Consider the following 25,881-nt stretch of genomic DNA (forward strand, 5'->3'; position numbering starts at 1 on the left):
CAGCTTGGCTTTCCGCCATTCCCCCGCCATGCTGCCGGTTCGACTTTTCCGGAGAATCCGTACCCCATGGCCACCGCAGCCCCGACGCCCCTTCGCGAACTCACTCTGCGGGGGCTGCTGCTCGGCATAGCGATCACCACGCTGTTCACCGCGGCCAATGTCTATCTTGGCCTCAAGGTCGGGCTGACCTTCGCGACATCGATCCCCGCGGCGGTGATCTCGATGGCGGTGCTGCGGCTGGTCAGCAATTCGAACATCCTGGAGAACAACATCGTTCAGACCGTCGCGTCGGCGGCGGGCTGCATCGCCTCGATCATCTTCGTGCTGCCCGGGCTGATCATGATCGGCTGGTGGCAGGGTTTCCCCTTCTGGCAGACCTTCCTGCTGTGCGCGTCGGGCGGATTGATGGGGGTCGTGCTGTCGGTGCCGCTGCGCCGCGCGCTCGTCACCGGATCGGACCTGCCTTATCCCGAGGGCGTGGCCGCGGCCGAGGTGCTCAAGGTCGGCACCCAGACGGTCGAGGGCGCTGCCGAAAGCCAAGCGGGCCTGCGCATCATCATCGTCGGCAGCATCGCCTCGATGGGTTTCGCGCTGCTCGCCGCGACCCGGCTGGTGGCATCGGAAGCTTCGACCTGGTTCCGACTCGGCACCACCCCGGCGGCGACCGGCATCTGGGGATCGCTGTCCTTCGCACTGCTCGGCGCCGGCCATCTCGTCGGCCTATCGGTCGGCATGGCGATGCTGCTCGGTCAGTTGATCGGCTTCTGGGTCGCGACCCCGATCCTCAGCTACATGGCCAACGAACCGGGTTCGGCCGCCGACGCCGCACTCGGGGTGTGGAGTGGGCAAGTACGCTTCCTCGGCGCCGGGGTGATCGGGGCGGCGGCGATCTGGACGCTCGGCGGTCTCGCGGCGCCGATCTGGAAGGGCCTCGCCAGCGCCTTCGCGGCGTCGAAGGCGCGCAAGATCTCGTCGGAAGCACTACCGATCGAGGAACAGGATCTGCCGGTCGGCTGGATGGGGATATTGAGTGCGATCGCCGCGCTGCCGATCCTCGGGCTGTTGTGGCACTTCGCCGCGGTCGGCCCGCTGGCAGGCTTCGCGATCCCGCTCGCCTTCAGCTTCTACATCTATGTGATGGTTGCCGGCGCGTTCGTCGCGGCGGTGTGCGGCTATATGGCGGGGCTGATCGGTTCGTCGAACAGCCCGGTCTCGGGCCTGGCGATCCTCGCGGTGCTCGGTTCGTCGCTGCTGCTCGCGATCGGCGTGCAGCCGCTGCTGGGCGGCGAAGCGACTCCGCAGCTCGTGGCCTTCGCATTGTTCGTGACCGGCCTCGTCCTCGCCTGCGCGGTGATCGCCAACGACAATCTCCAGGATCTCAAGACCGGCCAACTCGTCGGTGCGACACCCTGGAAGCAGCAGGTCGCCTTGATCGTCGGCGTGCTTGCCGGCTCGGCGGTGATCCCGCCGATTCTCGACCTGCTCAACGCCGCATATGGCTTCACGCCGCTGCCGGGGGTCAACCTGCCGACCCCCGCTGCACCGCTGCCGGCGCCACAGGCGACGCTGATCGCGACGCTGGCGCGCGGCGTGCTCGGCGAAGGGCTCGACTGGAAGATGATCGGCATCGGTGCCGTCGTCGGGCTCGTGCTGGTCGCGCTCGACGCGCTGATGGGGCGCAAGGGCTGGCTCCGCCTGTCGCCGCTTGCGGTCGGCATCGGCATCTATCTGCCGATGAGCGCCACGCTGCCGGTGGTGATCGGCGCGCTGATCGGCTGGTATTATGACCGCAAGCATCGCGATCCCGCCGCGCAGCGCATGGGCGTGCTGCTGGCATCGGGCTTCATCGTCGGCGAAAGCCTGTTCGGGGTGTTGCTCGCCGGCGTGATCGTCGCGACCGCCAATGGTGCGCCGTTCGCGCTGATCGGCGAAGGCCATGAAGGCCTGGCGATGGCGGCAGGGACCCTGCTGGTGGTTGCGCTGCTGTTCGGGCTCTATCGCTGGACGGCGAAGACCGCGCAGCGCCTTTAGGGCCGGAACTTGTTCTTTGGGCCGTCTGCGGCTATGGCGCGCGCCGGCTCTTTCAAATCCTCACACTTCCAGGTGAACCCATGAAGATCAGCGGCGTGGACATTCGTCCCGGCAATATCATCGAATATGAAGGCGGCATCTGGCGCGCCGTCAAGATCCAGCACACCCAGCCGGGCAAGGGTGGCGCCTATATGCAGGTCGAGATGAAGAACCTCATCGACGGCCGCAAGAACAATGTCCGCTTCCGTTCGGCCGAGACGGTCGAGAAGGTTCGCCTGGACACGACCGACTTCCAGTTCCTGTTCGCCGAGGGTGAGGATCTGACCTTCATGGACAAGGCGACCTACGACCAGATCACGCTGCCGCGCGACCTGCTCGGCGACGCCGCCGCCTTCCTGCAGGACGGCATGGACGTGGTGATGGAGCTTTACGACGAGCGCCCGATCTCGGTGCAGTTGCCCGACACGGTCGAGGCGGTGATCGTCGAAGCCGATGCCGTGGTGAAGGGGCAGACCGCCTCGTCGAGCTACAAGCCGGCGATCCTCGACAATGGCGTGCGCGTGATGGTGCCGCCGTTCATCTCGTCGGGCACCAAGATCGTCGTCGACGTCTACACCCAGGAATATGTCCGCCGCGCGGAGTAGAACCTGACTTAGCCCCTCCCTGCAAGGGAGGGGGTGGGTGGCGAGCCCTGGCTTCGGCGTTGCGTGCCCTCACCCTCCCACGCGCTAAAGCGCGTGGGCCCCTCCCTCTCCCCTAAGGGAGAGGGTTTTGGAGTTTGTTTTATGGTTGCCCATTCAGGCCTCATCACCGTCATGGACCGCGCCGCGCGCAAGGCCGCGCCGCGGTTGCGCCGCGACTTCAACGAGGTTCAGCAGCTCCAGGTGAGTCGCAAGGGTCCGGCCGACTTCGTGTCGATGGCCGACCAGCGCGCCGAACAGACCCTGTTCGAGGAACTGCGCAAGGCGCGGCCCGACTGGGGCTTCCTGATGGAGGAGCGCGGCGAGGTCGAGGGCGATCCGTCGAAGCCGCGCTGGGTGGTCGATCCGCTCGACGGCACCAGCAACTTCCTTCACGGCATCCCCCATTTCGCGATCTCGATCGCGGTCGAGGAGCCGCGCGCCGGCGGCGGGCGTGGCGAGATCACCCAGGGGCTGGTCTATCAGCCGCTGACCGACGAGAGCTTCTGGGCCGAAAAGGGCCGTGGCGCCTGGCAGCAGGATCGCCGGCTGCGCGTCTCGGCGCGCCGCGACCTGTCCGAGGCGCTGATCGCCACCGGCATCCCTTTCCTCGGCCATGGCAATTTCAAGCAGTGGACCGCGATCTTCGAACAGGTCGCGCCCGAAGTCGCCGGTATCCGCCGCTTCGGCGCGGCCGCGCTCGATCTCGCCTGGGTCGCGGCGGGCCGCTTCGACGCCTTCTGGGAATCGGACCTGAAGCCTTGGGACGTCGCCGCCGGCATGCTGCTGGTGCGCGAAGCCGGCGGCTATGTCAGCGACTTCCGCGGCGGCGACAAGCCGATCGAACGCAACGAGTATCTCGCGTCGAACGACGGCCTTCACACCAAGCTGCACAAGCTGATCGCGCAGGGCGTCAAGGGCCTCTGATTTTCCGCGGAAATCTCAGCAAAACGGTGGTCTGAACCGCCTGTTTTATTGCGATTCATTCTCACTGGTCCGACCGCTTGCTTCGCAGGTGCAGCGGGCCTAAACACCGCCGCAATGGCCGGTTTACGGCCGTCCTTGTCGGAGCAATCGCATGGCGTCAGTCGCCGCTGGATATCTGCCGATCCTTCTGTTTCTGGGGGTCGCACTCGCTCTCTCCAGCGCGTTCGTCTTCCTGCCGATGGCAGTGGGGCGCCTGACCGGCACCCATCAGCCGTCGCCGGCCAAGCTGACCGAATATGAATGCGGTTTCCCCGCGTTCGAGGACAGCCGGGCTCAATTCGACGTTCGCTTCTATCTGATCGCGATCCTGTTCATCATCTTCGATCTCGAAGCCGCCTTCCTTTACCCCTGGGCGGTGTCGCTCGGCGGGATCGGGTTCGCCGGCTGGCTGTCGATGATGCTTTTCCTTGCCGAGCTCACCATCGGCTATGTCTATGCGTGGAAGAAGGGAGCGCTGGAATGGGAGTGATTCTCGACCCGGCCCAGAATGCTGCGATCCCCGGCGCGCTGGCGGCCGGCAACGTGGCGCCCGACGCCGACTATTTCAATGCGCTCCAGGCCGAAGTGAACGACAAGGGTTTCCTGGTCACCTCGGCCGAGGACCTGTTCACCTGGGCGCGCACCGGCTCGCTGTGGTGGATGACCTTCGGGCTCGCCTGCTGCGCGGTCGAGATGATCCACGTCAACATGCCGCGCTACGACATGGAGCGATTCGGCGCCGCGCCGCGCGCGTCGCCGCGCCAGTCGGACGTGATGATCGTCGCGGGCACGCTGTGCAACAAGATGGCCCCGGCCCTGCGCCGGGTCTACGACCAGATGTCCGAGCCGAAATATGTGATCTCGATGGGATCCTGCGCCAATGGCGGCGGCTATTATCATTATAGCTACAGCGTCGTGCGCGGCTGCGACCGGATCGTGCCGGTCGACATCTATGTCCCGGGCTGCCCGCCGACCGCGGAAGCCCTGCTCTACGGGATCATGCAGTTGCAGCGTAAGATCCGGCGGATCGGGAGCTTCGAGCGTTGAGCGTGTCGCTGACCTTCCCCAGATTCGCGTCGAACGACGGCGTGATCGACGCCGCGACCGCGGCGCTCGGCGATCGCCTGCTTCATGCCCATGAGCATGTCGGCGAGATCGCGCTCCATGTCCGCCGCGACGCGATCGTCGAAGCGCTGACGATCCTGCGCGACGAGCTCGCCTATCAGCAGCTGATGGAGATCGCCGGAGTAGATTATCCCGATCGCCCCGAGCGGTTCGAGGTCGTCTACTGCCTGCTCAGCCTGACGAAGAATCACCGCATCCGCGTCCATGTCGCGACCGACGAGGTCGCGCCGGTGCCGTCGGTGACCGGGATCTGGCCGGTCGCCGGCTGGCTCGAGCGCGAGGTGTTCGACATGTACGGGGTGCTGTTCGCCGGCAATCCCGACCTGCGCCGCATCCTGACCGATTATGGATTCAAGGGGCATCCGCAGCGCAAGGACTTCCCGCTGACCGGCTATGTCGAGCTGCGTTATTCGGAGCGCGAGAAGCGGGTGGTTTACGAACCGGTCCGCCTCGCCCAGGATTTCCGCAGTTTCGACTTCATGTCGCCGTGGGAAGGCGCCGATTATATCCTGCCGGGCGACGAGAAGGTCTCGGCGACCCAGCCCGGCGCGCCGACGCCTGCGCCTGCGCAGAAGGCGCCCGAGCCGGTGAAGGCCGAGGCGCCGCCAGCGACGCCCAAGACCACCGACAGCACCGCGCAGACCGGCGCCGGCAAGCCCGGTCCCGATGCCGGCCCTGCCGCTGACGGGGAGAAGAAGTGATGGCCAGCACCTATGACACGCTGACCCCCGAGGCGCAGAAGACCGGCGACACCGAGATCGCCAACTACACGATCAATTTCGGCCCGCAGCATCCGGCGGCGCATGGCGTGCTGCGCATGGTGATGGAGCTCGACGGCGAAATCGTCGAGCGGGTCGATCCGCATGTCGGGCTGCTCCACCGCGGCACCGAGAAGCTGATCGAGTATAAGACCTATCTCCAGGCGCTGCCCTATTTCGACCGGCTCGATTATTGTTCGCCGCTCGGCATGGAGCACAGCTATGTGCTGGCGGTCGAGAAGCTGCTCCAGCTCGAAGTGCCGATCCGAGCGCAATATCTGCGGGTGTTCTTCGCCGAGCTGACCCGCATCTGCAATCACATGCTCAACATCGGCAGCCACGTCATGGACGTCGGTGCGATGACGCCGAACCTGTGGCTGTTCGAGATTCGCGAGGATTGCCTCAACTTCTTCGAACGCGCGTCGGGCGCGCGCATGCACTCGGCCTATTTCCGGCCGGGCGGCGTGCACCAGGACGTGCCGCTCAAGCTGCTGACCGATATCGGCGACTGGCTCGATACCCGGCTGCCGCGGCTGTTCGACGACGCGGTGTCGCTGTTCGCTGACAACCGCATCTTCAAGCAGCGCAACGTCGATATCGGCGTGGTCAGCAAGGAAGACGCGATCGCCTGGGGCTTCTCCGGGCCGATGATCCGCGGTGCGGGCATCCCCTGGGACATCCGCAAGTCGCAGCCCTATGACGCCTACGCCAAGATGGATTTCGAAATCCCGGTCGGCACCAAGGGCGATTGCTACGACCGTGTGATGGTCCGGATCGAGGAGGTCCGGCAGTCGGCGCGGATCATGAAGCAGTGCCTGAACGAGATGCCCGACGGGCCGATCGCCAGCCTCGACCGCAAGGTGGTGCCACCCAAGCGCGGCGAGATGAAGCGCTCGATGGAGGCGCTGATCCACCACTTCAAGCTCTACACCGAGGGCTTCCACGTTCCCGCCGGCGACGTCTATGTCGCGACGGAGAGCCCGAAGGGCGAATTCGGCGTCTATCTGGTCTCCGACGGATCGAACAAGCCGTATCGCTGCAAGATCCGGCCGACCGGTTTCTCGCATCTCCAGGCGATGGACTTCATGATGAAGGGCCATATGCTCGCCGACACCACCGCGATCCTCTCGGCGATCGACATCGTGTTCGGGGAGGTCGATCGCTGATGCGCGCGGCTTATCCATTCTGGCTGTTCGCCCTGGTCGCGCTGCTGATCGCGGGCACCGCCTTCGGTATCGCTCAGTTCGCGCCCGGGATGGGCGTGCCCTTTGTCGCCCTCGCTTCGACGCTCTGGGTCGCCTTCGTCGCGACCCGTCAGCGCAACTGGCAGAAGAAGAATGTCTGACGCACCGCAGATTCCCGACGAGGCCGAAACCCGCGCGCGCTGGGGCGATTTCGCCTGGACCGCGGAAAATGCCGAGAAGGTCAAGACGATCATCGGCCGCTACCCGCCGGGCCGTCAGCAGTCGGCGGTGATGCCGCTGCTCGACCTCGCCCAGCGCCAGGTCGGTGTCGACACCCAGACCCAGGGCTGGCTGCCGGTTCCGGTGATGGAGTATATCGGCAACCAGCTCGGTATGGCCTATATCCGCGTGTACGAGGTCGCGTCCTTCTACACGATGTACAATCTGGCGCCGGTCGGCCGCTATCATGTCCAGGTGTGCGGCACGACGCCGTGCATGCTGCGCGGATCGGACGATGTGCTCGACGCCTGCTACAAGAAGGGCATGAAGAAGGGGGCGACCACCGCCGACGGCCTCTTCACCCTGACCGAGGTCGAATGCCTGGGCGCGTGCGCCAATGCGCCGATGGTCCAGATCAACGACGACAATTACGAAGATCTGACCTTCGAGACGACGACCGCGATCCTCGAGGCGCTGGCGAAGGGCGAGCAGCCGAAGATCGGCCCGCAGATCGACCGCCAGACGAGCTGCCCCGAGGGCGGCCCGACCTCGCTCGCGGAAATGGTCGGCGAAAATCACGATTATCGGGGTCGGTGGAATGCGCCGGCATGAGCGGTCTGATCGGCATCATCGTTGCGATCGTCGTGGCGATCGTGCTGATCAAGCTGACCTTCAAGCTGCTCGGCATCGCGATCGCGATCGCGCTGGGCGTGGCGGTTTATTTCATCGCCGAGAAATTGGTGGGGAGCCGGTGATGGCCCGTAACATTTTTGGGGCCCATAACTTTTTTGGGGCCCATAGTTTTTTTGGGGATCGTCATGCTTGACGACAAGGATCGCATCTTCACCAACGTCTATGGCTTCCAGCCGTGGAATCTCGACGCGGCGCGCAAGCGCGGCGACTGGGATGACACCAAGGCGCTGATGGCGCGCGGCCAGGACGCGATCATCGACGAGATCAAGGCGTCGGGGCTGCGCGGCCGCGGCGGCGCGGGCTTCGCGACGGGGCTCAAATGGAGCTTCATGCCCAAGGAGCCCAAGCCGGGCAAACCGCAGTTCCTGCTGATCAACGCCGACGAATCCGAACCCGGTTCGTGCAAGGACCGCGAGATCATCCGCCACGATCCGCACAAGCTGATCGAAGGCGCGCTGATCGCCGGTTTCGCGATGCGTGCGCGTGCCGCCTACATCTATATCCGCGGCGAATTCATCTACGAAGCCAAGGTGCTGTTCGCCGCGGTCGAGGAGGCTTATGCCGCCGGCCTGCTGGGCAAGAACGCCGCCGGCTCGGGCTATGATTTCGACGTCTTCGTCCATCGCGGCGCCGGCGCCTATATCTGCGGCGAGGAAACCGCGCAGATCGAGAGCCTCGAAGGCAAGAAGGGCCAGCCGCGGCTCAAGCCGCCGTTTCCGGCGGGCGCGGGCCTGTGGGGCTGCCCGACCACGGTCAACAATGTCGAGAGCATCGCGGTCGCCCCGACGATCCTGCGGCGTGGCGCGGCCTGGTTCTCGTCCTTCGGGCGCGAGAACAACAAGGGCACCAAGCTGTTCCAGATCAGCGGCCATGTGAACAAGCCTTGCGTGGTCGAGGAGGAGATGGGCGTCTCGTTCCGCGAGCTGATCGACAAGCATGCCGGCGGTATCCGCGGCGGCTGGGACAATCTGCTCGCGGTGATCCCTGGCGGATCGTCGGTGCCGCTGGTGCCGGCCGCCGAGATCATGGACGCGCCGATGGACTTCGACGGTCTGCGCGCGCTCGGCTCCGGCCTCGGTACCGCCGCGGTGATCGTCATGGACAAGTCGACCGACATCGTCCGCGCGATCAGCCGCTTGTCCTATTTCTACAAGCATGAGAGCTGCGGCCAGTGCACGCCGTGCCGCGAAGGCACCGGCTGGATGTGGCGGGTGATGGAACGGCTGCGCACGGGCGAAGCCGAGATGGCCGAGATCGACATGCTCCACGACGTCACCAAGCAGGTCGAGGGTCACACGATCTGCGCGCTCGGCGATGCCGCGGCCTGGCCGATCCAGGGCCTGATCCGCCATTTCCGCCCTGAGATCGAGCGCCGCATCAGCGACCGCAATGGCGGCGCGCCGGTGATGGAAGCCGCCGAGTGATCCGTTCGGCCACCCTTGCTTGTGCCGCGCTGGCCTTGCTGGCCGGTGGCCCCGTCCGTGCCGCGGACGAGAAGCAGGACGAGTCCTCGGTCTATGGCGTCCCTTCGGAGGCGCTCGCGGTCGAGGCGATGCACAATTTCGGGAAATGCGTCGTCGATCAGAACTCCAAGTCGGCGCGCGCCATCCTGGCGATGGATTACCGCACCGCGCCCTATCGCGAGAAGATCACCAGGCTCGGCAAGGGCAGCGGCTATTGCACCCCGGGCAACCGGATCAAGGCCAATCAGGTGCTGTTCGCGGCGGGTATGGCCGAAGCCCTGCTCGTGCGCGACAAACGGCTTCCCGATCTGGGGCGTTATGTGAAGCTGGATTCCTCGTTGCGACCGATCACGGCGCGCAGCGCGTCGGAAATGGTCGCCTTCTGCGTTGTCCGCGCAGCGCCTGGCGATGTCGCGAAGATCTTCGCGACGACTCCGGCAAGCCCCGACGAGAACAAGGCGATGCAGGCAATCGGCCAGGAAATCGTCAACTGCGTCCCCCAGGGGCAGTCCTTCCGCCTGAACCGGGCCGGGCTTCGCGCCTTGCTCGCGCTCGGCGCATATCGACTCGCGGCGTGGAATGCAGGGGAGATCCGAAGCTGATGCGCGGAACTCGCCTTGTCCTCGCCGCGATATCGGCTGCCATGCTGCTGTCCGCTGGCCAGTGGGCCGCGGCTCAGGCGCCGAAGGCGCCGGTCGATCCGGCCGCGCGTGAAACGCTGCGGCGGGTCGCCGATTGTCTCGCCTCGTCGGACACCGGCCGGCTGCGCGGCGTCCTTGCGGCGGTGCCGGGATCGGCACGCGAGCATGACGTGATCGAGGCGATGAACCGGCGCAGCGGGCGCTGCCTGTCCGGCGCGATCGGCGAAATGAATCTCGACACGATCTCGCTGCGCGGCGCGATGGCGGAAGCGCTGTATCGTCATGATTTCCCGAACGGGCTTCCCTCGCCCCGCCAGGCTCCGCTGGTCGACATCGACAATATGTGGTCCGATGCGTCCGACAGCCAGGGCGATCCGCAGCGGCTGACGATGCGGCGGTTCGCGCGCTGCGTGGTCGCGACCTCGCCCGACGCGGTCGCCGGGCTGGTTGCGGCGGCGCCGGGTTCGAGCCAGGAGCGCGACGGGTTCGCCGCGCTGCAGACCGCGATGAGCGCCTGCGTCGATCGCGGCGGCGGCATCAAGGCCGACCGTCTGATCGTCCGCGGAATTTTTGCCGAGGCATTGGGGGAATATGCCGTTGCCCGCCGCAACGGTTTCAATGTCGCCAGTCCCATAGAGCCGAAGAAGAGCTGATATGCCGAAACTGAAAGTCGATGGGATCGAAGTCGAAGTCCCCGCCGGCGCCACCGTGCTCCAGGCGTGCGAGGCGGCCGGCCGCGAGATTCCGCGCTTCTGCTATCATGAACGCCTGTCGATCGCGGGCAACTGCCGGATGTGCCTCGTCGAGGTGAAGCCCGGACCGCCCAAGCCGCAGGCGTCGTGCGCGCTGCCGGCGGGCGAGAACCAGGAAGTCTTCACCCAGTCGCCGATGGTCAAGAAGGCCCGCGAAGGCGTGATGGAATTCCTGCTGATCAACCATCCGCTCGACTGCCCGATCTGCGATCAGGGCGGCGAATGCGACCTGCAGGACCAATCGGTCGCTTATGGCCGCGGCCAGTCGCGCTTCCATGAGAACAAGCGTGCGGTCACCGACAAATATATGGGCCCGATCGTCAAGACGACGATGACCCGTTGCATCCAGTGCACCCGCTGCGTGCGCTTCGCCGAGGAAGTGTCGGGGGTCGAGGAAATCGGCGCGATCGGCCGCGGCGAGAATATGCAGATCACGTCGTATCTCGAACATGCCGTCACCAGCGAGCTTTCGGGCAATGTCGTCGATCTCTGCCCGGTCGGCGCGCTGACCTCGAAGCCCTATGCGTTCGAAGCGCGGCCCTGGGAGCTCAAGAAGACCCCGGCGATCGACGTGATGGATGCGGTCGGCACCAATATCCGCCTCGACAGCCGCGGCCGGCAGGTGTTGCGCGCGCTGCCGCGGATCAACGAGGACGTCAACGAGGAATGGGCGTCGGACAAGACGCGCCACGCGGTCGATGGCCTGGTCCGCCGCCGGCTCGACAAGCCTTATCTGCGCAAGGACGGCAAGCTCGTCGCGGTGACCTGGGGCGAGGCCTTCGCGGCGATCGCCGCGGTCGGCGCGGGGTCCTCGGTGGCGGCGGTCGCGGGCGACCAGCTCGACTGCGAGACGATGTATGCCGCCAAGGCGCTGCTCGCCAAGCTCGGTTCGACCCTGCTCGAAGGCCGCCAGACCGGCCTCGACTATGACGTGAGCAACCTCGCGGCGGTCAATTTCAACTCGACGATCGGCGGCATCGAGACCGCCGACGCGATCCTGCTGGTCGGCACCAACCTGCGCTGGGAAGCCCCGCTGATCAACACCCGCATCCGCAAGGCGGTGAAGCGCGGGGCGAAGGTCTTCGCGATCGGCGAAGAGCTCGACCTGACCTACAAGGCGAGCTGGATCGGCAACGATCTGGGCGTGCTCGCCAACCTCCCCAAGGAGGTCGCCGATGCCTTCGCCAAGGCCGAACGGCCGGCGGTGATCGTCGGCGGCGGCGCGCTCAAGGCGGGCGCGCAGGGCGCGACGCTCGGCCTAGTCGGCTCGCTCGGCCTCGTGAAGGATGGCTGGAACGGCTATAATGTCGTGCACATGGCTGCCGCGCGCATGGGCGGGCTGATGCTCGGCTTCGGCCAGAAGGGCGGCATCGCCGACCTCGCCGCCGCCGCGCCGAAGCTGCTCTTCCTGCTCGGCGCCGACGATGTCGACACGACGAAGTTCGCAGGCTCGTTCAAGGTCTATCTCGGCCATCATGGCGATGCCGGCGCGGCTGCGGCCGACGTCGTGCTGCCGGGTGCCGCCTACACCGAGAAGCCCGGCATCTATGTGAACACCGAGGGACGCGTCCAGCGCGGCGAGCGGGCGGTCTTCCCGCCGGGCGACGCCCGCGAGGACTGGGCGATCCTGCGCGCGCTGTCCGATGCGCTCGGCGCGACGCTGCCGTTCGACAGCTTCGACGCGCTGCGCGCGGCGATGTTCGCCGAAGTGCCCGCACTGGGTGTCGAAGGGCTTGCCGCTTATTCCTGGGCGCCGCCCAGTCTCGACGCCGCGGCGTCGGGCGCGGTTGGCTATCCGATCAAGGATTTCTATCTGACCAACCCGATCGCCCGCGCGAGCGAGACGATGCAGCGCTGCTCGGCGGAACTGCTCCATGGACAGAGCTTCGCGGAGGCCGCGGAATGACCGCCTTCTTCGAATCGCTCGGCGCGCCGTTCGGCCTCGCTTATTTCCTGTCGATGATCATCGGCATCCTGGTGATCGCGCTGCCGCTGATGCTGACAGTGGCGATGATCATCTATGCCGACCGCAAGATCTGGGCGGCGATGGCGCTGCGCCGTGGTCCCAACGTGGTCGGCCCGTTCGGCCTGCTGCAGAGCTTCGCCGACGGCGCCAAGGTGTTCCTCCAGGAAACCATCATCCCGTCGGCGGCGAACAAGGGACTGTTCCTGATCGCGCCGATCCTGACCTTCACGGTCGCGCTGATCGTGTGGGCGGTGATCCCGTTCGATCGGGGCGTGGTGCTCGCCGACATCAATGTCGGCCTGCTCTACATTCTCGCGGCGTCGTCGCTGGGCGTCTATGGCGTGATCATCGCCGGCTGGGCGTCGAACTCCAAATACCCCTTCTATTCGGCGCTCCGCGCGGCCGCGCAGATGGTCAGCTACGAAGTCTCGATCGGTTTCGTGCTGATCTCGATCGTGCTGTGGGCCGGCAGCTTCAACATGTCGCACATCGTCGAGGCGCAGCGCGCACATGTCTTCGGCTTCATCAACGGCTTCGGTTTCAACCCGCTGCTGTTCCCGATGGCGGTGATCTTCCTGATCTCGGCGATGGCCGAGACCGCCCGCGCGCCGTTCGACCTGACCGAGGCCGAGTCCGAGCTCGTCGCCGGTTACCAGACCGAATATTCGTCGATGGCGTTCGCGCTCTACTGGCTCGGCGAATATGCCAACGTCATCCTGATGTGCGGATTGAACGCGATCCTGTTCTGGGGCGGCTGGCTGCCCCCGATCGACTGGGCGCCGCTTTATCTGGTACCGGGGATCGTCTGGTTCTTCGCCAAGCTGTTCTTCTTCTTCTTCGTCTTCTCCTGGGTGAAGGCGACGGTACCGCGCTATCGCTACGACCAGCTGATGCGGTTGGGTTGGAAGATCTTCCTGCCTGTCTCGCTGTTCTGGGTGTTCCTCGTCTCAGGGTATCTTGAGATTACCCGCTACGGAGTCTTCGGATGAGCCTCGGCTACATCATCAAGTCGTTCACGCTCTGGGAGTTCGTGAAGGCGCACTGGCTGACCCTGAAGTATTTCTTCAAGGCCAAGGCGACGATCAACTATCCGTTCGAGAAGAACCCGCTGTCGCCCCGCTTCCGCGGCGAGCATGCGCTGCGCCGTTATCCCAATGGCGAGGAGCGCTGCATCGCGTGCAAGCTGTGCGAGGCGGTGTGCCCGGCACAGGCGATCACGATCGAGGCCGAGCCGCGTGACGACGGATCGCGCCGTACCACGCGCTACGACATCGACATGACCAAGTGCATCTTCTGCGGCTTCTGCCAGGAAGCCTGCCCGGTCGATGCGATCGTTGAGGGGCCGAACTTCGAATATGCGACCGAAACGCGCGAGGAGCTGATCTACGACAAGGCCAAGCTGCTCGACAACGGCGACCGCTGGGAGCCGGCGATCGCCGCGAACCTTGCCGCCGATGCACCCTATCGTTAAGCCGCCAGCCGTGTCCAAAGGGGGCTCTAGCAAGCCGTGATCCAGACCATCGCCTTTTATCTGTTCGCCGCCCTGGTGATCGCGTCCGGGACGCTGACCATCATGTCGCGCAACCCCGTGCACTCGGTGCTCTGGCTGATCCTCGCCTTCTTCAACGCGGCGGGGCTGATGGTGCTCGTCGGCGCCGAATTCATCGCGATGCTGCTGGTGATCGTCTATGTCGGCGCGGTCGCGGTGCTGTTCCTGTTCGTCGTGATGATGCTCGACATCGACTTCGCCGAGCTGCGGGCGGGCTTCGCCCAATATCTGCCGTTCGGCGTGCTGCTGATGATCGTGCTCGGCGCGGAGATCATCTTCGCGGTCGGCGCCTGGAACGCCGGCGGGATCGAGGTCGCGAACAAGGTCGCACCGACCCCGGCCGAGGTGCCCAATATCGAGGCGCTCGGCACCCTCATCTACACGCGTTACCTCTACATCTTCGAAGGCGCCGGCCTTGTGCTGCTCGTCGCGCTGATCGGCGCGATCGTGCTGACCCACCGCGTGCGCGGCGGCGTCAAGGCGCAGAAGGTGTCCGCGCAGAACATGCGCCGGCCCGAGGACGCGACCCGCAACGTCAAGCCGGCCATTGGCCAGGGGGTGGACCTGTGATCGGGCTCCAGCATTATCTGGTCGTCTCGGCCATCCTGTTCGTGATGGGGGTGTTCGGCATCTTCCTGAACCGGAAGAACATCATCATCATCCTGATGGCGATCGAGCTGATCCTGCTCAGCGTGAACCTCAACCTCGTCGCCTTCTCCGCCTTTCTCGGCGATCTGGTCGGCCAGGTCTTCGCGATGTTCGTGCTGACGGTGGCGGCCGGCGAGGCCGCGATCGGGCTCGCCATCCTCGTCATCTATTTCCGTGGCCGGGGCACGATCTCGGTCGACGATGTCAACCGGATGAAGGGGTGATCGTTCGGTGATCAAACTCATAGTCTTCCTGCCCCTGCTGGCCGCGATCGTCGCCGGCCTGGGCAACCGCATGCTCGGCAATGTCGTCACCAAGACGATCACGACCGGCGCGCTGTTCGCATCCTGCCTGATGAGCTGGCCGATCTTCATCGGCTTCCTCAACGGGTCGATGGTCGCGCATGTCGAACCGGTGCTGGCCTTCATCCGTTCGGGCGCGCTCGACGTCGACTGGGCGCTGCGCGTCGATACGCTGACCGCGGTGATGCTGGTGGTGGTGACCTCGGTCTCCAGCCTCGTCCATCTGTATAGCTGGGGCTATATGGCCGAGGACGACAGCCAGCCGCGCTTCTTCGCCTATCTGTCGCTGTTCACCTTCGCGATGCTGATGCTGGTGACCTCGGACAGCCTGGTCCAGATGTTCTTCGGCTGGGAAGGGGTCGGTCTCGCCTCCTATCTGCTGATCGGCTTCTGGTATCAGAAGCCGTCGGCCAATGCCGCGGCGATCAAGGCGTTCGTCGTCAACCGCGTCGGCGACTTCGGCTTCTCGCTCGGTATCTTCGGCACCTTCTTGGTATTCGGCACCGTCTCGATCCCCGAGATCCTCGCTGCCGCACCGGGCTATGCCAATGCCTCGATCGGCTTTCTCGGCCACCGCGTCGACCTGATGACGCTGCTCTGCCTGCTGCTGTTCGTCGGCGCGATGGGCAAGTCGGCGCAGCTCGGCCTGCACACCTGGCTCCCCGACGCGATGGAAGGCCCGACCCCGGTGTCGGCGCTGATCCATGCCGCGACGATGGTCACCGCGGGCGTGTTCATGGTCTGCCGCCTGTCGCCGATGTTCGAGGTGTCGCCCACCGCGATGCATGTCGTCACCTATGTCGGTGCCGCCACCGCCTTCTTCGCGGCGACCGTCGGTACCACCCAGACCGATATCAAGCGCGTCATCGCCTATTCGACCTGTTCGCAGCTCGGTTACATGTTCATGGCCGCCGGCGTCGGCGCCTATGGCGCGGCGATGTTCCACCTGTTCACCCACGCCTTCTTCAAGGCGCTGCTGTTCCTCGGCGCGGGTTCGGTGATCCACGCGATGCACCATGAGCAGGACATGCGCTATTATGGCGGCCTGTGGAGAAAGATCCCGTGGACCTTCGCGGCGATGACCGCGGGCACGCTGGCGATCACCGGGGTCGGCATCGCCGGCATCTTCGGCTTCGCGGGCTTCTATTCGAAGGACGCGATCATCGAGGCGGCGTTCGCCAGCGGCACCAGCTCGGGCGGGATCGCCTTCGCGGTCGCGGTGTTCGCGGCGCTGCTCACCAGTTTCTATTCGTGGCGGCTGGTGTTCCTGACCTTCTTTGGCAAGCCGCGCTGGGCGGGCTCCGAGCATATCCAGCATGCGGTCCACGATGCGCACGGCCACGGCCATGAGCATCATGACGCGCCGGCCGACGAGGATGCCGGCCATGATGCCCATGCGCACGACGCGCACGGTCATGATGCCCATGGCCACGACCATGGTCATGCGCTCGAGGGCGATGCCGGCTATCATCCGCATGAGAGCCCGGCGCCGATGATGATCCCGCTGTTCGTGCTGTCGATGGGCGCGATCTTCGCGGGCTGGTTCTTCGCACCCTGGTTCCTCGACCCCGAACGGGGCGCGCAATTCTGGAACGGCTCGATCGCCTTCAACGAGCATCTGATGCATGCCATGCACGGCATTCCCGAACTGGCGAAGCTGTCGGCGACGATCGTCATGATCATCGGCCTGCTGATCGCGCTCTGGGCCTATGTCTGGGACAGGAGCATTCCGGGGCGCTTCACCGCGCAATTCTCGGTGCTCTACGACTTCCTGCTGCACAAATGGTATTTCGACGAGCTCTACCATGTGCTGTTCGTGGTGCCTTCCTTCTGGCTCGGCCGCTTCTTCTGGAAGAAGGGCGACGAGGGCACGATCGATCGCTTCGGCCCCAACGGGGTCGCGGCGGTGGTCGCCGGATCGGGCGCGATCGCGCGGCGTGCGCAGTCGGGTTATCTTTATACTTATGCGCTGGTGATGTTGCTCGGCCTGGCCGCGGCGGCAACCTGGGCGATGGTGGGCTGAACGTATGGGATTTCCGATCCTCTCCCTGATGATCGCGATCCCGGCGGTTGCCGCGGTCGCCTGTCTCTTCACGGGCGCCAAGGCGGCGCGCTGGATCGCGTTGATCGCGACCCTGATCGACTTTGCCTTGGGCATCCAGCTGTGGCTGACCTACGAGATCGGCGGGCCGCAATGGCAGTTCGTCGAACATGCCGATCTGTTCGGGCGCTTCGCCTGGGCCCTGGGCATCGATGGTATCGCGCTGCTGCTGATCGTGCTGTCGGTCTTCCTGATGCCGATCTGCATCGGCGCCAGCTGGGTCGCGATCGAGAAGCGCGTGCCCGAATATATGGCGGCGTTCCTGCTGATGGAAACGCTGATGATCGGCGTGTTCACCGCGCAGGACATGTTCCTGTTCTACATCTTCTTCGAAGCCGGCCTGATCCCGATGTACCTGATCATCGGTATCTGGGGCGGCGCCAACCGCATCTACGCCTCGTATAAATTCTTCCTCTACACCCTGCTCGGATCGGTGCTGATGCTGATCGCGATGCTGTGGATGGTGAACCAGGCGGGTACGACCTTCATCCCGGCGCTGATGGCCTACGACTTCCCGGTCCAGGCGCAGACCTGGCTGTTCCTCGCCTTCTTCGCCTCGTTCGCGGTCAAGATGCCGATGTGGCCGGTCCACACCTGGCTGCCCGATGCGCACGTCCAGGCGCCGACCGCGGGCTCGGTGATCCTGGCCGGCGTGCTGCTCAAGATGGGCGGCTACGGCTTCATCCGCTTCTCGCTGCCGATGTTCCCGGTCGCGAGCGCCGAGCTGTTCTGGCTGGTGATGGGCCTGTCGATGGTCGCGGTGGTGGTCACCTCGCTGATCGCGCTGGTCCAGGACGACATGAAGAAGCTCATCGCCTATTCGTCGGTCGCGCATATGGCGTTCGTCACGATCGGCCTGTTCGCCTTCAACCGACAGGGGATCGAGGGCGCGCTGATGGTCATGCTCGGCCATGGCCTGGTCTCGGGTGCGCTGTTCCTGTGCGTCGGCGTGATCTACGACCGGCTCCATACCCGCGAGATCTCGCGCTATGGCGGTCTGGCGACCAACATGCCCAAATATGCGCTGCTGTTCCTGCTGTTCACCATGGCCTCGGTCGGCCTGCCGGGCACCAGCAACTTCGTCGGTGAGTTTCTGAGCCTGGTCGGCGCCTATGAGGCGAACAGCTGGGTCGCGTTCGTCGCGACCACCGGCATCATCCTCGGCGCCGCCTATATGCTCTATCTCTATCGCCGCGTCGTCTATGGCCCGCTGGTCAAGGACGATGTCGCGGCGATGCCCGACCTGTCGGCGCGCGAACTCGCACTGCTGGTGCCGCTCGGCCTCGCGGTGCTGTGGATGGGCGTCTATCCCGAATCCTTCCTGGCGCCGATGCGCGCGGATGTGGGAGCGGTGCTTGCCCGCATCGCCCCGACCGCGCCGAAGAGCGACGCGCAGCCGGTCGTCGGCAAGCCCGCCGCCGCGCCCCACCATGCCAATGCGCTGGAGGCGCACCACTGATGTCGATCACCGCCTCTCTCGCGCTCACTCTGCCCGAGCTGATCCTGTCGCTCGGCGCGCTCGCGCTGCTGATGGTCGCGGCGTTCGGCGGCGACGGCATGACCCGCGCGATCGGCTGGGGCGCGGTCGCGCTGTTCGCCGCCGCGGGTTTCTCGCTCACCGGTTCGGCCGGCAATGGCGGCCCGGGCTTCGACGGCCTCTATGTCGCCGACAGCTTCGGCAGCTTCGCCAAGATTCTGATCTACATCGCCGCGGCGGTGTCGGTGATCATCGCCCCGGGTTTCTTCTCGCGCGCCGGTGCGCTGCGGGCCGAATATCCGATCCTGATCCTGCTGTCGGCGGTCGGCATGGGGATGATGGTCTCGGCGAGCGACCTGCTGACGCTCTATGTCGGGCTCGAGCTCCAGTCGCTGTCGGCCTATGTGCTTGCCAGTTTCATGCGCCGCGATGCGCGTTCGGCCGAAGCCGGCCTCAAATATTTTGTGCTCGGCGCGCTTGCCAGCGGCATCCTGCTCTACGGTATCTCGCTTCTCTACGGCTTCACCGGCACCACCCTGTTCGCCGGCATCGCCGACTCGCTGGGTAAGGGCATCTCGACCGGGCAGATGTTCGGTATCGTCTTCATTCTCGCCGGTCTCGCCTTCAAGATCTCGGCGGTGCCGTTCCACATGTGGACCCCCGACGTCTATGAAGGTGCGCCGACCCCGGTTACCGCCTTCTTCGCCTCGGCGCCCAAGGTCGCCGGCATGGCGCTGCTGATGCGGGTCTCGATCGAGGCGATGGGTGCGGGCACCGATGCCTGGCGGCAGATCGTCGTCTTCTCGGCGCTCGCCTCGACGATCCTCGGCGGTGTCGCGGCGATCGGCCAGTCCAACATCAAGCGGCTGCTGGCCTATTCGTCGATCAACAATGTCGGCTTCGCGCTGTTCGGCCTCGCCGCGGGTACCCCGGAGGGTGTTGCCGCGACGATGACCTATATGGCGGTCTATGTCGCGATGACGCTCGGCAGCTTCCTGTGCGTGCTGCAGATGCGGACTGCCGAAGGCGAGCCGATCGAGACGATCGCCAGCCTGTCGGGCCTGTCGCGGACCCGTCCGGCGCTCGCCGCGGCGCTGGCGATGTTCATGTTCTCGCTGGCCGGCATCCCGCCGCTGTTCGGCTTCTGGCCCAAATTCCTGGTGTTCGACGCGCTGGTGAAGATCGGGCTGTGGCCGCTGGCGATGATCGGTATCGCAACCTCGGTGATCGGTGCCTTCTATTATCTGAAGATCGTCAAGACGATGTACTTCGACGAGCCCGCCGCCGCCTATGCGCCGTCGGACAGCAAGCTCGAAGGCGGGCTGATCGCGCTGTCGGCGCTGTTCGTCTCGCCGCTCGGCTATCTCGCGATCCCGTTCCTCGGCCTGGCGAGCATGACCGCGGCGCGCTCGCTGTTCTAGCTCCGGGCCGTCCGCCACGTCGCTGATCCATCACGTCGCCGTCACCGCATCGACCAACGATGACATGGCGGCGCTCGCTCGTGCGGGCGCGCCCGAGGGCAGCTGGCTGCGCGCCGACGTGCAGCAGGGCGGTCGCGGCCGACACGGGCGACCCTGGGTGTCGCCCGCCGGCAATCTCTATGCGAGCAGCCTCGTAAGGCCCTGGCCGGGCGATCCCCCGCCGCACACACTGGCGATGGTTGCCGCGGTTGCGCTGGACACTCTGCTCCAGGCGTTCGTCGATCCGGCACGGCTGCGGATCAAATGGCCGAACGACCTGCTCGTCGACGGTGCCAAGATCTCGGGCATATTGCTCGAGGCGGTCGACGATGCGGTGGTGGTCGGCATCGGCGTCAATCTGGCGCATCACCCCGACAATATCGATCGCGCTGCCACCAGCCTGGCCGGGCTCGGGGCCGCGGTGCCGGCACCCGCCGATTTCGTCGCCGATCTTGCGGCGTCGTTCGCGGCCTGGCTCGCGCGCTGGCGGGGCGAGGGGCTCGGTATCGTCATCCGTCGCTGGCTCGAACGCGCGCACCCGATCGGTACCGCGCTGACGGTTCGGCTCCCCGACGGCGAATCGCTCGATGGCCTGTTCGACGGACTCGCCGCCGACGGCGCGCTTCGTCTGCGGCTTGGCGACGGCCAAATCCATGTGATGCACGCCGGCGACGTTTTCCTGCTATAGCGCCGACAAAGAGAGGATTCGACGACGCGATGCTGCTTGCGATCGATGCCGGCAATACCAATATCGTTTTTGCGCTGATCGAAGGCGGCCGTATCCGCTCGCGTTGGCGGATCGCGACCGATCCGCGGCGCACCGCCGACGAATATGCGGTCTGGCTCCACCAGCTTCTCGCACTCGACGGGCATGATCGCTCGGTGATCGAGGCGGTGATCATCGCGACGGTGGTGCCGCGCGCGCTCCACAATCTGGAGATGCTGTCGGGCAAATATTTCAACACCCGGCCGTTGGTGGCCGGGCGGGCGCCGGTCGAATGGGGAATCACCCTCGACGTGCCCGAGCCGCACACCGTCGGCGCCGATCGGGCGGTCAACGCGATCGCGGCGCATGCGCTGCATGAGGGCGACCTGATCATCGTCGACTTCGGTACTGCGACGACGTTCGATCTGGTCGATTATACCGGCGCCTATAAGGGCGGGATCATCGCCCCGGGCATCAACCTGTCGCTCGACGCGCTCGTCGCCGCCGCCGCCAAGCTGCCGCGAATCGCGATCGAGGCGCCCAAGGGCAACCGCAGCGTGATCGGCCGCACCACCGAGGACCAGATGCAGATCGGCATCTACTGGGGCTATGTGGCGATGATCGAAGGCTTGCTCGCGCGGATGAAGGCCGAGATCGGCCGCCCGGTGAAGGTGATTGCGACTGGTGGCCTCGCCACCCTGTTCGAGCGCAACAGCGATGCGTTCGATGTGATTGAACCCGACCTCACCCTGCAAGGGCTGGGTCGGATGTACGACAGGTACAAGGCCGGCCGCAGCCCGAGCGGCGCATGAACGAAGCGATCTCGATGCCTTGGCATCTTCGAGATCGCATATGAACGGCGCGCGTATCGCGCGCCCGAGATTTTGGAAATGGAACAAAAACTTAAGTGACCAAACCTGGTAACGAACTTCTCTTCCTGGCCCTTGGCGGCTCGGGGGAGATTGGAATGAACGTCAATCTCTACGGCACCCAGGGCAAATGGGTGATGGTCGATCTCGGCCTGACCTTTTCCGATCCCGGCTATCCCGGGGTCGAACTGATCCTGCCCGACCTCAGCTTCATCGAGGAGCGCGCTGACGATCTGCTCGGTATCGTCCTGACCCACGGCCATGAGGATCATATCGGCGCGATCCCCTATCTCGCTGCCGATCTCGGGGTACCGCTCTACGCGACCAAGTTCACCGCGGGTCTGATTCGCGGCAAGCTCGAGGAAGAGGGGATCGCCGACAAGGTGAAACTCCACGTCATCGAGGGCGAGGGAAGCTTCCAGCTCGGGCCGTTCGGCTTCACCTATGTCCCGCTCGCCCATTCGATTCCCGAGGGCAACGCGCTGCTGATCGACACGCCTTATGGCCGGATCTTTCACACCGGCGACTGGAAGGTCGACGAGAATCCGCTGCTCGGCGTTCCGGCGACCGCCGCGGAATTGACCGCGATCGGCGACAAGGGCGTGCTGGCGCTCGTCTGCGATTCGACCAACGTCTTCAACGACAAGGCATCGGGATCCGAAAAGGATGTCCGCGAGGGGCTCGACGAGGTGGTCGCCGCCTGCACCGGCCGCGTGCTCGTTACCACCTTCGCCTCGAACGCGGCCCGCGTGCAGACGCTCGGCGAGGTCGCGCGCGATACCGGTCGGCAGCTCTGCGTCGCCGGGCGCTCGCTCGACCGGATCATCCGGGTGGCGAAGGCGAGCGGCTATCTCGCCGATTTCCCGCCGACGATCGATGTCGACACCGCGATGCGGCTGCCGCCGCGCGAGGTGATGATCATCGCCACCGGCGGCCAGGGCGAGGCACGCGCCGCGCTCAGCCGGATCGCGTTCGACAATCATCCGGTCAAGCTGTCGGCGGGCGACACGGTGGTCTTCTCGTCGAAGCAGATTCCCGGCAACGAGCTGGCGATCGGTCGAATCCAGAATGCGATCGCCGCCAAGCATATCGACATGGTCACCGAGAAGCAGGCCTTCGTCCATGTCTCGGGCCATCCCGGCCGTCCCGAGCTTGCGGCGATGTACAAGTGGATCCGGCCCGAGATCATCCTGCCGGTCCATGGCGAATTGCGCCACATGGCCGAGCAGGAACGCTTCGCCCGGTCCGAAGGCGTGCCCAAGGGCATCGTCCAGACCAATGGCACGCTGCTCCGTCTCGCCCCGAACGGTCCGAAGAAGATCGGGAACGAACGGGTCGGACGGCTCGTGCTCGACGGCGACGTGATCCTGCCGGCGGACGGATCGACGATGAACGAACGGCGTCGCATCGCCGCTTACGGGTCGATCGCGGTTACCGTCGCGATCGATTCGCGGCGGCGGCTGCAGGGTGAGCCCTCGATCCAGATCCAGGGCATTCCGGTCGAGGAAGATCGCGACGATTTCCTCGACGATGCCCGCGAGGCCGCGGCCGAAGCGGTCAAGGACGGCCCGAAGGACGAGGTAAAGCTGCGCGAATCGATCCGCCTCGCGGTCCGCCGCCGCGCGAGCGCCTGGACCGGCAAGAAGCCGGTCGTCGACGTGTCGATCATCCGAGTCTGAGGCCGCTCCGATGAAGATCAGTTCGATGACGGCGATCTATCTGCTGTTCTGGTGGGGGTGCCTGTTCCTGGTGCTCCCGTTCCGGCTGCGGTCGAGCACCGAACCCGAGCAGTTCGTACCGGGCCAGGTCGAGAGCGCGACCCCGCGCTTCTCGGTCTGGCGGACGGTGCTGTGGACGACGATCGTCTCGGCGGTCTGCTTCGGGGCGTTCCTGATCAACTACAGCCAGGGCTGGATCACCGCCGACATGTTCGACCTGATGCACTATGGCGGATGAGCATCGTCGGCGGAGCGCAGCTTCGCATGTCGATAGCAAATAGATAGTGACTAACTATCATGATGGAAGTAACTGGGGGCATCCGCAGCCTTCAGGAGTCTTTCATCATGACCATTTCCCTTCGCGGCACCGCCCTCATCACCGGCGCATCGACCGGGATCGGCGCCGTCTATGCCGACCGCCTTGCCCATCGCGGGCATGACCTGATCCTCGTCGCGCGCGACGTCGCGCGGCTGACCGCGCTTGCCGAACGGTTGCGCGCCGAGACCGGCCGTACGGTCGAGATCCTGCCGGCCGACCTCACCGACCCTGCCGACCTGGCTCGGGTCGCCGATCGCCTGGCCGATCCGGCGATCGGGCTGCTGGTCAACAATGCCGGCATGTCGCTCAATGGCGGCTTGCTCGACAATGACGCGGCCAAGATCGTCCAGCTGATCGCGCTCAACATCACCGCACCGACGGTGCTTGCCGGGGTCGCCGGCAAGGCTTTCGGCGCGCGCGGCGCCGGTGCGATCGTCAACATCGCTTCGGTGCTCGCGCTGGCGCCCGAGCTGTTCGATGGCGTCTATTCGGGCAGCAAGGCACATCTGGTGAACGTGAGCGTGTCGCTCGCGGCACAGCTCAAGGACAAGGGGGTGACCGTCCAGGCGGTGTTGCCCGGCGCGACCCGGACCGAGATCTGGGAACGGTCGGGCAAGGATGTCGACGCGCTGCCCGAGGGCTGGGTGATGGAGGTCGACGATCTCGTCGATGCCGCTCTGGTCGGCCTCGACCGCGGCGAGACGGTGACGATCCCGCCATTGGCCGACGAAGGTCAGTGGGAAGCCTATGAGGAAGCCCGCCTGGCGATGGCGCCCAATCTGTCGCGCAGCGCGGTTGCCGCGCGCTACCGCGCCGCCTGAGCGGTTCGACAAATGAAAAGGGGGCCCGCAACCGATCGGTTGCGGGCCCCCTTTTCGTTCCGGCCGAAATATCACGCCTCGGCGAGTACGCCTTCGGGCAAAGGCTCTTCGAGGATCGCCTCGCGCTTGGCGACGATCATCGGCACCAGGATCTGGCCCGCGACATTGACCGCGGTCCGACCCATGTCGAGGATCGGATCGATCGCGAGCAACAGGCCGGCGCCTTCGAGCGGCAGGCCGAGGGTCGACAGGGTCAGCGTCAGCATCACCACCGCGCCGGTCAGCCCCGCGGTCGCCGCCGAACCGACCACCGAGACGAAGGCGATCAGGCCATAGTCGGCGAGCCCGAGATGCAGCCCGTAGAACTGGGCGACGAAGATCGCCGAGATCGCCGGATAGATGGCGGCGCAGCCGTCCATCTTGGTGGTCGCCGCCAGCGGCACCGCGAAAGCGGCATAGGTCTTCGGAACGCCGAGCACTTCGGCCGCGCGTTCGGTGACCGGCAGCGTGCCGATCGACGAGCGCGACACGAAGCCGAGCTGGATCGCGGGCCAGGCGCCGGCGAAATAGCGTCGCGGCGAAATATCGTTGAACAGCAGCAGCGCCGGATAGACGACGAACAGCACCAGCGCGAGCCCGATATAGACGGCGGCGGCGAACCAGCCGAGCTTGGCCAGCGCATCCCAGCCATATTCGGCGACCGCGGTGCCGAGCAGCCCCGCCGATCCGATCGGGGTCAGCCGGATCACCCACCACAGCAGCTTGCGCATCAGCGCCAGCAGCGATTTGACGAAGGCGACGAACGGTTCGGCGGCGGCGCCGACCTTGAGCGCGGCGGCGCCGACCGCGATCGAGATGACGATCAGCTGGAGCACGTTGAAGCCGAGCGAGGTCGTCACCGCGCCGGTGTCGGCCTTGACCTTGCTCGACGCATAGAGGCCGAGCGCGTTGGCGGGCACCAGGCCCTTGAGGAAGTCGAGCCAGGTGCCGACCGACTTCGGCACGCTCGCCTCGGCCGGCGCGACGCCGGCCGAGAGGCCCGGCTGGATGATCAGGCCCAGCGCGATGCCGATCACCACCGCGATCAGCGCGGTGATCGCGAACCACAGCAGCGTCTGGCCGACGAGCCGCGCGGCATTGTTGAGGTCGCGCAGATTGACGATGCTGGTGACGATCGCCGCGAAGATCAGCGGCGGCACCAGCGCCTTGAGCAACTGCACGAAAATCGTGCCGACCGTGTCGAGGGTGACCGCCAGCGCATTGGGATCGCCGCCGGGCAACTCGCCGATCGTCCTGGCGACGAGCCCGAGCAGCAGGCCGATGAGCATCCCGGCGAGCACCTGCAGGCCGAAATTGCTGAAGAAGGGACGGGCAGGCGTGGACGATGCGACCATGGCTTTTCTCGCGAGAAGTTCGGCGCCGAACGTGGGATC

At 65.6% G+C, this 25,881-nt stretch carries 27 protein-coding genes; 26 read left to right on the plus strand and 1 reads right to left on the minus strand.

Annotation, left to right across the window (positions count from 1 at the left end):
• Positions 1-66 precede the first annotated feature (66 nt).
• The 26 genes from AC1RM6_RS17475 (at position 67) to AC1RM6_RS17600 (ending at position 24,448) form a co-directional block, all read left to right on the plus strand.
• Positions 67-2,031, plus strand: coding sequence for an OPT family oligopeptide transporter (locus AC1RM6_RS17475; protein WP_493103454.1), 1,965 nt, complete (start codon positions 67-69; stop codon positions 2,029-2,031).
• 80 nt (positions 2,032-2,111) lie between these two features.
• Positions 2,112-2,675, plus strand: a complete 564-nt coding sequence (gene efp, locus AC1RM6_RS17480) for an elongation factor P (RefSeq protein ID WP_493103456.1) — start codon at positions 2,112-2,114, stop codon at positions 2,673-2,675.
• A 141-nt stretch (positions 2,676-2,816) separates the two neighbouring features.
• Entirely contained in the window at positions 2,817-3,638 is an 822-nt protein-coding gene (locus AC1RM6_RS17485; protein ID WP_493103458.1) for an inositol monophosphatase family protein, read from the plus strand.
• 151 nt (positions 3,639-3,789) lie between these two features.
• Positions 3,790-4,167 (plus strand): NADH-quinone oxidoreductase subunit A, encoded by a 378-nt coding sequence (gene ndhC, locus AC1RM6_RS17490; RefSeq protein WP_493103460.1) that lies wholly within the window; start codon positions 3,790-3,792, stop codon positions 4,165-4,167.
• Entirely contained in the window at positions 4,158-4,724 is a 567-nt protein-coding gene (locus AC1RM6_RS17495; protein WP_493103462.1) for a NuoB/complex I 20 kDa subunit family protein, read from the plus strand. The genes ndhC and AC1RM6_RS17495 overlap by 10 nt, the downstream gene beginning before the upstream one ends.
• Positions 4,725-4,726: 2 nt before the next feature.
• A complete protein-coding gene (locus tag AC1RM6_RS17500) occupies positions 4,727-5,503 on the plus strand; it encodes an NADH-quinone oxidoreductase subunit C (RefSeq protein ID WP_493103575.1) in 777 nt (258 codons plus the stop codon).
• The gene (locus AC1RM6_RS17505; RefSeq protein ID WP_493103464.1) at positions 5,503-6,726 is read left to right on the plus strand and encodes an NADH-quinone oxidoreductase subunit D; all 1,224 of its coding nucleotides are present in this window, start codon (positions 5,503-5,505) and stop codon (positions 6,724-6,726) included. Before AC1RM6_RS17500 ends, AC1RM6_RS17505 begins: the two co-directional genes overlap by 1 nt.
• A complete protein-coding gene (locus AC1RM6_RS17510) occupies positions 6,726-6,905 on the plus strand; it encodes a hypothetical protein (protein WP_493103466.1) in 180 nt (59 codons plus the stop codon). Before AC1RM6_RS17505 ends, AC1RM6_RS17510 begins: the two co-directional genes overlap by 1 nt.
• Positions 6,898-7,575 carry a complex I 24 kDa subunit family protein gene (locus AC1RM6_RS17515; RefSeq protein WP_493103468.1) on the plus strand — a complete coding sequence of 226 codons (678 nt, stop codon included), beginning with the start codon at positions 6,898-6,900 and terminating at the stop codon, positions 7,573-7,575. Before AC1RM6_RS17510 ends, AC1RM6_RS17515 begins: the two co-directional genes overlap by 8 nt.
• Positions 7,572-7,718 (plus strand): hypothetical protein, encoded by a 147-nt coding sequence (locus tag AC1RM6_RS17520; RefSeq protein WP_493103470.1) that lies wholly within the window; start codon positions 7,572-7,574, stop codon positions 7,716-7,718. Before AC1RM6_RS17515 ends, AC1RM6_RS17520 begins: the two co-directional genes overlap by 4 nt.
• Positions 7,719-7,781: 63 nt before the next feature.
• Positions 7,782-9,080 carry an NADH-quinone oxidoreductase subunit NuoF gene (gene nuoF, locus AC1RM6_RS17525; protein WP_493103472.1) on the plus strand — a complete coding sequence of 433 codons (1,299 nt, stop codon included), beginning with the start codon at positions 7,782-7,784 and terminating at the stop codon, positions 9,078-9,080.
• The gene (locus AC1RM6_RS17530; protein ID WP_493103474.1) at positions 9,077-9,721 is read left to right on the plus strand and encodes a hypothetical protein; all 645 of its coding nucleotides are present in this window, start codon (positions 9,077-9,079) and stop codon (positions 9,719-9,721) included. The genes nuoF and AC1RM6_RS17530 overlap by 4 nt, the downstream gene beginning before the upstream one ends.
• Positions 9,722-9,762: 41 nt before the next feature.
• Positions 9,763-10,413 (plus strand): hypothetical protein, encoded by a 651-nt coding sequence (locus tag AC1RM6_RS17535; protein ID WP_493103476.1) that lies wholly within the window; start codon positions 9,763-9,765, stop codon positions 10,411-10,413.
• Position 10,414: 1 nt separating this feature from the next.
• On the plus strand, positions 10,415-12,418 hold the full coding sequence (nuoG, locus tag AC1RM6_RS17540; RefSeq protein ID WP_493103478.1) for an NADH-quinone oxidoreductase subunit NuoG: 2,004 nt from the start codon (positions 10,415-10,417) through the stop codon (positions 12,416-12,418).
• The gene (nuoH, locus tag AC1RM6_RS17545; RefSeq protein ID WP_493103480.1) at positions 12,415-13,467 is read left to right on the plus strand and encodes an NADH-quinone oxidoreductase subunit NuoH; all 1,053 of its coding nucleotides are present in this window, start codon (positions 12,415-12,417) and stop codon (positions 13,465-13,467) included. Before nuoG ends, nuoH begins: the two co-directional genes overlap by 4 nt.
• On the plus strand, positions 13,464-13,949 hold the full coding sequence (nuoI, locus tag AC1RM6_RS17550; protein WP_493103482.1) for an NADH-quinone oxidoreductase subunit NuoI: 486 nt from the start codon (positions 13,464-13,466) through the stop codon (positions 13,947-13,949). The genes nuoH and nuoI overlap by 4 nt, the downstream gene beginning before the upstream one ends.
• 36 nt (positions 13,950-13,985) lie before the next feature.
• On the plus strand, positions 13,986-14,597 hold the full coding sequence (locus AC1RM6_RS17555) for an NADH-quinone oxidoreductase subunit J (RefSeq protein WP_493103484.1): 612 nt from the start codon (positions 13,986-13,988) through the stop codon (positions 14,595-14,597).
• Positions 14,594-14,899 carry an NADH-quinone oxidoreductase subunit NuoK gene (gene nuoK, locus AC1RM6_RS17560; protein ID WP_493103485.1) on the plus strand — a complete coding sequence of 102 codons (306 nt, stop codon included), beginning with the start codon at positions 14,594-14,596 and terminating at the stop codon, positions 14,897-14,899. The genes AC1RM6_RS17555 and nuoK overlap by 4 nt, the downstream gene beginning before the upstream one ends.
• A 7-nt stretch (positions 14,900-14,906) precedes the next feature.
• Positions 14,907-17,000 (plus strand): NADH-quinone oxidoreductase subunit L, encoded by a 2,094-nt coding sequence (gene nuoL / locus AC1RM6_RS17565; protein ID WP_493103487.1) that lies wholly within the window; start codon positions 14,907-14,909, stop codon positions 16,998-17,000.
• 4 nt (positions 17,001-17,004) lie between these two features.
• Complete coding sequence (locus AC1RM6_RS17570) at positions 17,005-18,537, plus strand: NADH-quinone oxidoreductase subunit M (protein ID WP_493103488.1); 1,533 nt, start codon at positions 17,005-17,007, stop codon at positions 18,535-18,537.
• Positions 18,537-19,976: an NADH-quinone oxidoreductase subunit NuoN gene (nuoN, locus tag AC1RM6_RS17575; protein ID WP_493103490.1), complete on the plus strand. Its 1,440-nt coding sequence runs from the start codon at positions 18,537-18,539 to the stop codon at positions 19,974-19,976. Before AC1RM6_RS17570 ends, nuoN begins: the two co-directional genes overlap by 1 nt.
• A 64-nt stretch (positions 19,977-20,040) precedes the next feature.
• Positions 20,041-20,703 (plus strand): biotin--[acetyl-CoA-carboxylase] ligase, encoded by a 663-nt coding sequence (locus tag AC1RM6_RS17580; protein WP_493103492.1) that lies wholly within the window; start codon positions 20,041-20,043, stop codon positions 20,701-20,703.
• A 29-nt stretch (positions 20,704-20,732) separates the two neighbouring features.
• Complete coding sequence (locus AC1RM6_RS17585; RefSeq protein ID WP_493103494.1) at positions 20,733-21,533, plus strand: type III pantothenate kinase; 801 nt, start codon at positions 20,733-20,735, stop codon at positions 21,531-21,533.
• 155 nt (positions 21,534-21,688) lie between these two features.
• The gene (locus AC1RM6_RS17590) at positions 21,689-23,269 is read left to right on the plus strand and encodes a ribonuclease J (RefSeq protein ID WP_493103496.1); all 1,581 of its coding nucleotides are present in this window, start codon (positions 21,689-21,691) and stop codon (positions 23,267-23,269) included.
• 10 nt (positions 23,270-23,279) lie between these two features.
• Positions 23,280-23,546 carry a DUF1467 family protein gene (locus AC1RM6_RS17595; protein WP_493103498.1) on the plus strand — a complete coding sequence of 89 codons (267 nt, stop codon included), beginning with the start codon at positions 23,280-23,282 and terminating at the stop codon, positions 23,544-23,546.
• Between the two features lie 107 nt (positions 23,547-23,653).
• Positions 23,654-24,448, plus strand: a complete 795-nt coding sequence (locus AC1RM6_RS17600) for an SDR family NAD(P)-dependent oxidoreductase (protein WP_493103500.1) — start codon at positions 23,654-23,656, stop codon at positions 24,446-24,448.
• Positions 24,449-24,519: 71 nt separating this feature from the next.
• Here AC1RM6_RS17600 and AC1RM6_RS17605 read toward each other — a convergent pair whose 3' ends face one another.
• Positions 24,520-25,842 (minus strand): dicarboxylate/amino acid:cation symporter, encoded by a 1,323-nt coding sequence (locus AC1RM6_RS17605; protein WP_493103502.1) that lies wholly within the window; start codon positions 25,840-25,842, stop codon positions 24,520-24,522.
• Positions 25,843-25,881 lie beyond the last annotated feature (39 nt).

This window comes from Rhizorhabdus sp. GW822-FHT03C02 (genome assembly GCF_058801765.1).